Annotated in this window: 9 protein-coding genes and 3 tRNA genes; all 12 read right to left on the bottom strand. The window is 42.9% G+C overall.

From position 1 onward, the window contains the following. Positions 1-47: 47 nt before the first annotated feature. Positions 48-659, bottom strand: a complete 612-nt coding sequence (locus AB9H30_RS01210; protein WP_371192761.1) for a hypothetical protein — start codon at positions 657-659, stop codon at positions 48-50. 157 nt (positions 660-816) lie between these two features. Then, a complete protein-coding gene (locus AB9H30_RS01205; RefSeq protein WP_371192760.1) occupies positions 817-1,608 on the bottom strand; it encodes a molecular chaperone in 792 nt (263 codons plus the stop codon). A 21-nt stretch (positions 1,609-1,629) separates the two neighbouring features. Then, on the bottom strand, positions 1,630-2,067 hold the full coding sequence (locus AB9H30_RS01200) for a hypothetical protein (RefSeq protein ID WP_371192759.1): 438 nt from the start codon (positions 2,065-2,067) through the stop codon (positions 1,630-1,632). 58 nt (positions 2,068-2,125) lie between these two features. Further along, positions 2,126-3,181 carry an SPOR domain-containing protein gene (locus tag AB9H30_RS01195; protein WP_371192899.1) on the bottom strand — a complete coding sequence of 352 codons (1,056 nt, stop codon included), beginning with the start codon at positions 3,179-3,181 and terminating at the stop codon, positions 2,126-2,128. A gap of 155 nt (positions 3,182-3,336) precedes the next feature. After that, positions 3,337-6,345: a hypothetical protein gene (locus AB9H30_RS01190; protein ID WP_371192757.1), complete on the bottom strand. Its 3,009-nt coding sequence runs from the start codon at positions 6,343-6,345 to the stop codon at positions 3,337-3,339. Between the two features lie 54 nt (positions 6,346-6,399). Beyond that, a complete protein-coding gene (locus AB9H30_RS01185) occupies positions 6,400-7,530 on the bottom strand; it encodes a sodium ion-translocating decarboxylase subunit beta (protein WP_371192756.1) in 1,131 nt (376 codons plus the stop codon). A 7-nt stretch (positions 7,531-7,537) separates the two neighbouring features. Continuing rightward, positions 7,538-9,337, bottom strand: a complete 1,800-nt coding sequence (oadA, locus tag AB9H30_RS01180; protein WP_371192755.1) for a sodium-extruding oxaloacetate decarboxylase subunit alpha — start codon at positions 9,335-9,337, stop codon at positions 7,538-7,540. 8 nt (positions 9,338-9,345) lie between these two features. Then, the gene (locus AB9H30_RS01175) at positions 9,346-9,591 is read right to left on the bottom strand and encodes an OadG family protein (protein ID WP_371192754.1); all 246 of its coding nucleotides are present in this window, start codon (positions 9,589-9,591) and stop codon (positions 9,346-9,348) included. A 368-nt stretch (positions 9,592-9,959) separates the two neighbouring features. Then, positions 9,960-10,036, bottom strand: a tRNA-Arg gene (locus tag AB9H30_RS01170). Between the two features lie 40 nt (positions 10,037-10,076). Then, positions 10,077-10,153 (bottom strand) — tRNA-Arg (locus AB9H30_RS01165). Between the two features lie 42 nt (positions 10,154-10,195). Further along, positions 10,196-10,288, bottom strand: a tRNA-Ser gene (locus tag AB9H30_RS01160). A 180-nt stretch (positions 10,289-10,468) separates the two neighbouring features. Further along, the gene (csrA, locus tag AB9H30_RS01155) at positions 10,469-10,657 is read right to left on the bottom strand and encodes a carbon storage regulator CsrA (protein ID WP_371192752.1); all 189 of its coding nucleotides are present in this window, start codon (positions 10,655-10,657) and stop codon (positions 10,469-10,471) included. Between the last annotated feature and the right edge of the window lie 88 nt (positions 10,658-10,745).

The raw sequence follows: 10,745 nt of genomic DNA, 5'->3' as shown, positions 1-10,745 counted from the left end.
TTTTGAATGACGTCGTGCAAACGCATTTAAACGTTTAAATGCGAATCTTAGTAGCTAACTTGCATTACAAATGTACCAGAGTATGTCCCGTCAGCATAATTAGTCTGGGCGGATGTAGCATCATCTGTAGACAAGGTTGCACCAAGCGTAAATCCAGCGGCGCCGCCAATATCAGTTGTTACTGTAGTACCGTTAGCGGTTGCACCTACTTCTCTAAAGATTACAGAACTTACACCAAATACTGCTGTGCCAGGCGCTGCACCCGTGTTGACTAGGTCAAAAGCCGTTACTGAACTGATGTTGATAGTAGTAAAAGGCGATGCATTAGCAATAGCGAACTCGGCAGGTGTACCATTAGCAATGACGCTAAGAGCAGCTACTGTGGTTGCGCCACCAGCCAATGAAACAGAACCTGTAGAACCATCTGCGCCCAGGGTAAATGAAGCGATACTTACTGAACCAGTATCATCAGTTGGGTCAGAATCAACAGTTGCTCTAACCGTACCGAAGTCTAGTGGCGCAACTTCAGTTAAGTCGAAAGCGTTCTGTACGACGATAGATGCACTAGAACTTACAGACTCTTGTGCCATTGCTGTGCTTGTACCTAAGACCATAGTGGCCGCAAAAAGCGATACATACAATTGATTGCGTTTGAACATGGAATTTCTCCGTTTGCTTATATAAAATCAATGACATAGTACGCAAGCTTCCTCGCGACAACTCTGTCAGCTTCTTACGAAGCAGGTTAAGGTTTTATGACCTACAAGATGTTTATCGACAGCTTTTTATAAACCTTAATACTTTTTTCAAATTCAACTAACGAAGCGCTATTACTTCATCTATAAAGGTCTTTCCGGCATGTTCTTTCTCTCCGATATACTTCAACCTAACTTTTTCTACTCCACTGTACTGACTAAAATTAGGTAAACGAACACTATGCTGAGCTTCTGTTAGCTCTCTAAACACACTAATATTATTAGCAATGCCAATTTGTTTGTTGTCGTCTACGCTAAATACTTCGAGTCTACCAAAGGCAGATTGGTCGCCTTTTCGCGCTATCCAAATTTTTAAATCTGCACTTTCGTCTGCTCGCGTACTAAGCTCATGAAATTTAAGTTGAGCATCTACATCGCGGATTTCTGGATGATACAAAACTGGAATACTGTAACTAATAAACATATTAATTTGCATTCTAATACCTTCTGCATCGCTTTGATTAGTAGTGGTGTTTTCTGGCGGCAGCACTGTAAATAGTAAGTGCGATCGATATTCGCTTTCAGGCATATCAGCTTGCTTGCGCAATTGTAATTTAATTGTTTGACGTTCGCCTGGCGCCAATCTAACTTGTCTTGGAGATATTCGCATATGCGGGCTTAAGGCGGGTATATTAGGATCTGGGCTCTCAAGCTCAATGTAGCCACCCACTTCCTTGGCTCGATATTCGGCCCAACCAATTCGATAGACCCGCTCTTCGTTACCTGAATTAATAATCATAACCTCTTGCATACGGTCACGGTTATCAAAGTTGATTCTAGTCGGGGATATCATCAAATTAGCGAAGCTAGTGAACGGTATCAGTAGAATGAATAAAATAACAAAATACTTCATAGAATTTACTCTTGTTTAAAGTTAAAAATTAACGGTGATAATGATGCGACTGGTATAGGTGGTGTCGCCAAAGCTTAAACTGCCTGAGCCAGATGTCTCTAATCGTCCACCCGCTCTTATTATTGCGCTGCCATCGTTACCGATATTGACAATGCCCAGCACATTCACAGCAGTGAGTGTAAATTGCTCAGGCGAAAAGACCGGCGTCGATGATTGCCCCTGCAAGATCCCGCCTGATAAAAAAAGGTTGGCATTGACCGGATAGTTTAACAGTTGGAATTCACCATAAAGCGGGGGAGCAATAATCGCAAAGTGATTACTTATATTGACATTACCAATAGCGTCGATGTTTATTGAGCCTACAGTACTATTATCTAGCACTACTACAGTACCAAACGAAATCGGGCGAATTTCTATAATTTGTTGAGCATAAGCCAGTTTTGCAACAGAACTCACCATTAAAAAAGTAATCAGGCAAACTGATTTTATAAGGGTAGCGCGACGACGGTAACACATATTACAGACTTGCACCTTCGTATGGCGCACTGGCACAGTAGTCACCCTTAGCCTGAATTGTTTTACAAATTTGTTGCGCCATGGCTTTGTTATCAATTGGCCCTAGCCGAAGAGAAAGGTATGGCGTGCCTTTAACTTGCACGCTTGCTAATTTAGGCGTGAGCGCACACAGTACATTGGCATATTTACTTGCAAGGCTCTGCCAGCCCGCCTTAGCGTTCTTTTCATTCGAGTAAGAAGCCAAGTGAACAGAATATCGACCACCAGATGGACTCGCTTGGCAATCTGTAGGCAAATTTAATGGTAAGGCCTTATCTTTAATATTTGCGACTATTTCACTGCTACTGCGACCATTCATAGTATTACCCTGAAAAGTTATGGGTCTTAATGTTGAGCCGTTTGAACCAGAGGATTCTGTTGAGCCTTGATGAGGTCCCTGGGCTTGACTGAATTTTGTATCCATTTCTGGAGCAGTTGTCGTTGCAGCAACAACAAGATTTGATGATGTACCCTCAAAGTTACTAAACTTGCTGTCGGTTGCAACTATTGCCGACGTCGTTGATTTAATAATGGGTGCGGTAATCGGAGTGGCGGCCATGACGCTAACATTTGGGCTGCTTTGCTGAGGTGTATCGAAGCCAGGCTCGACATTGCCATTATTTTTAGTCAGCAAGGTTTGGGTTTGCTGCTGCTCAACAATATCAGATAACTCTGGCAGACTGCCAAGGGTGTCTCCTAGGGGCTGATTCGCAGAAAAAGAAACTGGTTTCTCTTTGTTACGCAAAAACTCGGTGACAAAGGCAAGGTCAGACTCTAATTCGATTAAGCGTGTAATGCTTGGTCTAAGGGCTTTGAAATCTTCTATATTGTCTTCAATTTCTTTTAACGTGTAGCGACGCTCTAATTCTTGAATTTTCTTAGTGAGCTCAGACTTTTCATCAGACAATTCTAAGCGCTCTTGCTCAATCTCACTAAGTTGTGATTGCTTATTGTGATTTTCAATCATTTCTGTTTTAAATGCATCTGTTAATAAGCAAGCAGATAGATACGAACACATGGTCAAAATGCTGAAAACCTTTATAAGTGACTTACAAAATGACATAGTGAATTAACCTTCTATATATAATCAAAAATTTGACGCTTCGTTAACAAAGCGAGCCCGCGGCATGCTTTTACCCAACTGTTGGGCAGTTTTTAATGATTCTAAGCAAGTTACGATCCATTTTTTGATATGTAGTAAGTATGATCTCTAACACTGCAGTTATTAAAATACTGCGCTAGCCACAAACAGGTCGTATCGGCTTCTAGTTTTGTATTCACAAACTTCACACCTAAGGTATATTTGCCGCCAGTAAGCTTATGCTTAAAGGGTGATGTTTCTATCCTGTCGGGGATCTGTGAAAGCCTACGCACAAAAAGTTCGTAATAGGTGTGCAGCATCGAAGTATTTTCAAAAATACCACTGTGCACAATAAAGCCTTCGACTTTCTGTTTCTTCTCTAGTCTAAAATCTAAACCTAAGAGCTGGTCACCTTGCTCTTTTATCGAGAGCACAAGCGGTTTGGGGATCTCAAATGCGTATTGTTCTAAATAGTCCGGTCGAATAGAAACGGTGTATTGATGCGGGACTAAGCCAGCAAAATAAAAATATCCATCAAAACCTGACTTTAAGGTTTCAACTACGTTTCCCCTGCCATCTCTAATTTCCATTGGCGCATTAGCAACATACTGCAACCGTCCGTATTCATCCTCAAACGTAAGCTCTCCTTCTATTTCTCCCCCTTCAATCATAGGATAATTGAGCACCGAAATAAGACCTGGTCTAGGAGTAATAGAGGCGTTGATGGTTGATTGCACAAGCAAGGGGTTGGATATTGAATTTTTATCTACGGTAATATCTGTTTTAGTAAAATTACGAAGATTATCCAGTTGGGCAATCCCTATTACATCGGTTTTCACAATTCGTCTAGACTGAACGGCTTCAACTTTTGCGTCTTTTAGGGGAATATCATCGCCGTCAAAAATCCGATTGTTGTTAACGTCGTGATATACCCTCACCAATAGAGTACCTGCGTTAGCAAGGCTGTTTCTATCTTGAATGTAACCAAATTCAGTGGGCGCTTCGGCAAAGCTTATACGGGCGCTAATGGTAAATGAAGTATCGAACAACTCTGAATGTTCAACACGGGTATTAATAGCAAATAATTCATGCCGCCAGTCAACACCAAGGCTATATCTAGTATTATCGTCAGAGAATGAGTGTGCAATCTCAGCTCTAAACGCATAATTTTCAAACGCAAACCAATTGGTGGAGACAAATGCCGAATCAATGTCAGCGGCATCCTCTTCCATCCGATAGGAAACACCTGCGCGTGTAAACACTTTACCGAGGGATGTGACTAAATTCAGGTTACCAAATTTAAAATCTTCTTCGGTGCCGTCTGCTAAACTTACTTTTCTCCAGTCAAAACTATTGTTTATCGAAAAAGGCTTGAAATGAAAGGAAAGACGGTTGCTAACATTCAAAAAGTCGGTATCGTCGAAAGTAGAACCTGCTGTTACCTCTGTTTGTTGAAATATTTTAAGAAATTCTGTATTTAACACTCCGCCTGAAACACTTAAGTTTGAAGAAAAACTACTGTCTTTAGCAGTTAAACCTGAAATGTCCTCACTTAATGACGCTCTTGCTGAAATCATTTGTTGCCAAAAGTTGCTGCGGGCACTTAGTTCTAGCTCGTGAGATGAACCTTCGTTATACCGATAGTCAGCGTCGAGCAGTAATCGATCAAACGGACGGTAAATAGCACCTGTAGTGTATACATTACTCGCCTGAGAGTTGCCAACCGCGATGCTGTGGCCAAAGTTAAGTCCAAAGTTTTCAGCCAATGCAATTTCATATCGTCCGTCTAGTGAAAACCCGTTGTCGGTGGAAAGCGTATTTTCTTGGATCTCAAGTAGGCTAGCATTATTCTGTGTTAAAGAGACTTCATAAGTAGGTGTAAACAAAGAGGCAAAGCTACCGGTAAGTAACTTTTCAATGGTTTCTTTTTCTACTTGACCTTCAGGGCCATACTTCACTACATCAAATGTGTTTAAGCCACTAAATAGTGGTAGATCTAGAAACTCATAGCGGCCTTGCTGTATATCAAAAAGCTGATTGATCAACACGCCATTTTGGTATAGCTCGACATCCCATCCGGCCTGCACTATGCCAGTCACATTGGTTCTTTCTTGCTGAGTTTCATTATTGAATTTTTGATTACTAATCGACAGACCGCGCCTTGCCGAAATCGAACTATTCCCAACGCGCACACCTTGCACATCACCAAAATTAAGACTGGTAATGCCTAATGGTCCAGTATCGTCATCAACCCAATATTTTGAAAAGTCGACGGTGCCTTGCGACAGTACTTTATTGGTGTCACCTGCAAAGAAAAACCTGGTTGATACGCCGAGCAAGTCTTGGCGTCCAAGCACACTGTAGTTGCCTTGGAAACTTCTAGTATCTTCACCCAATTTTGCGCCACGAGCACCGACAATCAAGTCAATTGCCTGCGGTGACCGAAATGCATACCCGAAATCATGATGAAGCTCTTCAGCATTGCCTATTCGACTAATTGAAGAAACCCGCGTATTTTCTCGGACCTGTGACTGCTGAAATGGCCAAAGTATTTCGGTATCGGCAACGACCTGAAGCTCTGTTTCTTCGAAGGTAAGAGTCGCTAAAAACCACTTTTCCAATGTGGCGGCATTGACATATACATCTCTTCCAATTTGATAGAGCTCTTTGTCGGTAACCGGAAAGGTTTCGCCGTTTAATGTAACTAATGCGACCGCACCGTCTGTATAATCATCGTTTTGACTTAAATTTGCAGAAAGCAGTAAAGTGAAGGTATTAGAACGCTTTGACCAAAACCCTTCATAAAGCGTTTGCCCTTTCGAATAAGTCGGCTTTATAGCAAAACTGGCTGATGTAATGACATCGTCAAGTAAAAGATAAAACTGGCCATCTTTAACTTGGGTGAAGATTTCACCCAGAGAATATTTATCAACGACTAGAGAAAATAATAGCTCTTCACCGTCGGCGTAACGTTCGGTGGCATTGCGCTGCTTGTACTCAATACTATCGTCAGCAACCGCGCGCGAACCCACGGTCATTGCCAGAATGAGTAAGAATACAAACAGTAATTTATGTTTAGTCAGTATTAAATCAAACGCCACTTGTTAGCTTTACTCTAAAAGAACCTAGCTAAGCATAAGCAAGTAGCGTTCCAGTTACCCCACTAAGGCTAACAATATTCCCGCGGCAACGGCTGAACCAAGCACACCAGCAACATTTGGGCCCATAGCGTGCATCAATAAAAAGTTATGCGGATTGGACTCAAGCCCGACTTTATTGACCACACGAGCAGCCATAGGCACAGCAGAAACACCTGCAGCTCCAATCAATGGATTAATATTGTCTTTGCTAAAGCGATTCATAACCTTTGCCATTAATACACCAGCCGCTGTTCCAATTGAAAAAGCAACCGCGCCCAGTGCCAAAATTCCGAGGGTCTCGACCGTCAAAAATTTATCAGCACTTAATTTTGACCCAACTGCTAAGCCTAAAAATATCGTGACGATGTTAATTAATTCGTTTTGCGCGGTGTTACTTAATCGGTCAACAACACCGCATTCTTTTAATAAATTGCCAAAACAAAACATCCCAACTAGGGGCGTAGCGGTGGGTAAAAAGATGAGGGTTAACACTAATACCGCCAAAGGAAACAAAATCTTTTCTTTTTTACTAACCATACGCAGTTGCGCCATAGGCAGCTTGCGCTCTGCGTCCGTGGTCAGCGCTTTCATGATTGGCGGCTGAATAATAGGCACTAGTGCCATATATGAATATGCGGCAACGGCGATGGCTCCTAACAATTCAGGTGCTAATTTGGAGGCTAAAAATATTGCTGTTGGGCCATCTGCGCCGCCAATAATAGCGATTGCAGAAGCATCTTTTAAGGTAAATTCAAAACCCGGTATTCCATTGAGTAAAATCGCACCAAACAAGGTTGCAAAAATTCCGAATTGCGCGGCGGCTCCGAGCAACAGCATACGAGGGTTAGCAATCAGCGCACTGAAGTCAGTCATTGCGCCTACCCCCATAAATATTAACAGTGGGAATATTCCAGTGTCGACGCCTGCATAATAAATGTAATGCAGTAAGCCACCCACTTCTGAAAATCCAGCTAAGGGTATATTAGTAAGCAGTGCACCAAAGCCGATGGGCAATAGCAATAGCGGTTCAAACTTTTTGACAATTGCCAAATACAGTAAGCCAAAGCCCACTAGCATCATCACTAATTGGCCAATCTCGAAATGCGGCAAAGCAGTGCTTTGCCAAAGTATCATTAACTTTTCCATGCGCTGTCTATCCTATGGTTAGAATAGGCTGACCAGAAGTCACTGCATCGCCGTCTTTGATCAGAATCGCGTTTACAGTTCCGGTATAGGCGCTACGCACTTCAGTTTCCATCTTCATTGCTTCTAGGATTAAGATAAGCTCGCCTTCTTGTACCTGCTGACCTTGACTAACCATGACTTTAACAATATTTCCAGATAACGGAGCCAACACTGTATGTTCATTAGTTGACGCGCTTTGTTGTGGTAATGATGCTGGAGAGCTGGTTTGCGAAGGCCTTGCCGGCACCATGTCGATAGCACTTAACTCACCGCCTTGGGCAACCTCTACTTGATAAACTTGTCCATTGACACGCACAGAATAGCTACTGTGCGTTTCGGTCACTGCCGGATTTGGCTTTGCCTCGGTGGCATCTTTAGCGGCACTTGGCGCAGCCTCAAAAGCCTCGGGCTTGTTGCGATTTTCTAAGAACTTAAGGCCAATTTGAGGAAAGAGCGCGTAGGTCAGCACGTCGTCAATTTTAACATCGGCCAGTTGAATAGACTTTTCTTTTGCAATATCACTCAAGGTTTGTTCAAGCATTTGCAATTCAGGTTCAATCAAATCGGCAGGACGGCAGGTAATTGGCCTATCACCGTTTAAGACCCTGTCCTGTAATTCCTGATTAACCGGTGCGGCGGTAACACCGTATTCCCCCTTTAAAATACCCGCAGTTTCTTTTGAAATAGATTTATAACGCTCACCAGAAAGCACATTAATTACTGCTTGGGTGCCTACAATTTGAGACGTAGGCGTGACTAAAGGAATATAGCCTAAGTCTTTTCTCACTTTGGGTATTTCAAGTAAGACTTCATGAAATCTATCCTGCGCACCCTGTTCTTTTAGCTGGCTTTCCATATTGGTGAGCATTCCCCCCGGCACTTGTGCGGTCAAAATCCGGGCGTCTACACCTTTTAAGCTTCCTTCAAACTGTGCATATTTAATGCGTATGCTGCGAAAATAATCCGCAATCTCTTCGAGGCTATCTAAATCAATACCAGTATCCCTGGATGTCCCTTCAACGATAGCCACCATAGTTTCAGTTGCAGTATGACCGTAAGTCATCGACATTGATGATATCGAGGTATCGAGCATATCAATACCTGCATCTACTGCTTTTTGGTAGCTAGCAGTACTTAAGCCTGTGGTGGCGTGGCACTGCATTGCGATGGGGACTTTTACAGTATTTTTAAGCTCAGTTACGAGCTCTTCACAATCGTAGGGTTTGAGCAGGCCTGCCATATCTTTGATACATATGGAATGCACTCCCATATCTTCAAGCTTTTTCGCCATATCTAACCAAAATGAAAGCTTATGCACCGGGCTCACGGTGTACGCTAATGTGCCTTGAGCATGGGCACCCACGTTAATTGCACTGGCAATGGCGGTTTGTAGATTGCGTACGTCATTCATCGCATCGAAAATACGGAAAACGTCTACACCGTTTGCGTGCGCGCGCTCAACAAATGCTTTTACAACATCATCGGCGTAGTGGCGATAACCTAATAAATTCTGCCCGCGCAACAGCATTTGCTGCTTAGTATTGGGCATGGCCTTTTTTAGGGCACGAATACGCTCCCACGGATCTTCTCCCAAAAAGCGAATGCAGGCATCAAACGTTGCACCTCCCCATGATTCTATTGACCAATAACCAACAGCGTCGAGCTTTTTCGCAATTGGCAACATGTCTTCTAAACGCAAGCGTGTTGCAAGCAATGACTGATGCCCGTCTCGCAGCACCAATTCGGTAAGTTTCAACTTATTTGACATGGGTGTCCCTAATGTTGTTTTTGTTGATGAATATGCACGGCAGCACTGATGGCCGCCACAATATCGGGTTTCACTGTCGTTGTTGGGAGTACATTATTTTTATTATGAATAATATTGGTTTGAGTTGGACTAGGATATTTAGCCGCATACCAAGCTATTAGTTTAATACCGCCTATTAACATGCTAAGAAACGCAAATACTACTGACATACCAACACCCAGTAATACAGCCGCTTCAATGAGTAGTTCGTTCACTGCGCCTTACCTTCTTGCTTCTACCTTTATTTTAGCGATCTTAGATATCATGGTGATTATTAAAAAACAACTATAAATGCGCCCTTATTGCGCAAGAACAATGAATTTATGCAGTTTAATTGCATAACTAAACATTTGAGTGATTTATAGACACAAAAAAACCACCCGCAAGGGGTGGTTCTTTTGTAAATGGCGCGTGCGGAAGGATGAATTAAAAACGCTTTGGCGTTTTTAACCCTTCGGGCTTCGCAGCATAGCTGCTCGTTTCAAATCGCTTGTCAGCGATTTGTCGAACCTAGGGAGCTTCTCAACCAACCACATGTGTCATTTACAAAAAAACCACCCGCAGGGGGTGGTTCTTTTGTAAATGGCGCGTGCGGAAGGATTCGAACCTCCGACCGCCTGGTTCGTAGCCAGGTACTCTATCCAGCTGAGCTACGCACGCGCAAAAACGGTAAATCTTTTACTATTGTCGATGTTAGAAGTGGCGCGTGCGGAAGGATTCGAACCTCCGACCGCCTGGTTCGTAGCCAGGTACTCTATCCAGCTGAGCTACGCACGCGCTGTACTCTTCTTACTACTTCTAAAACATTAACATCACAAATGGCGGAGAGAGAGGGATTCGAACCCTCGATAGGGCTATAAACCCTATACTCCCTTAGCAGGGGAGCGCCTTCAGCCACTCGGCCACCTCTCCTAAATGTGGAGCGCAAGTTTACTTAATCAGCCCTTGAAGTCAATGGTTTTTTGGATAGTTTTGCTTATTCGTTAGTTTTTTAAACAAACCAAGAAGCGATTAGTTGTTTAAGTAAACATATCTATTAATTGCAATTAAAAAAGCTCAGCATATTGCTGAGCCTTGAAATTGCGCTACACATTACTCTGACGGATCAGTTTGGCCTTTCTCAGCCTGTATACGCATGTAAATTTCTTCTCTATGCACTGATACATCTTTCGGTGCATTGACACCAATGCGCACTTGATTGCCTTTTACACCCAGTACTGTGACGGTAACGTTATCACCTACCATCAAGGTTTCACCTACTCTACGAGTTAAAATAAGCATATTTAGCTCCTTTAATTATGACCGATATTTTAGTTCTGCATGCTGGTCAGGCGAATACACATGTTGTCCAATCACTATAGAGCAAGAA

Origin of the sequence: Glaciecola sp. SC05, assembly GCF_041380235.1 — a bacterium.
Lineage (GTDB): Bacteria > Pseudomonadota > Gammaproteobacteria > Enterobacterales > Alteromonadaceae > Glaciecola.
The sequence above is the reverse complement of the archived record's forward strand: the minus strand, read 5'-3'. Positions and strand labels throughout refer to the sequence as shown.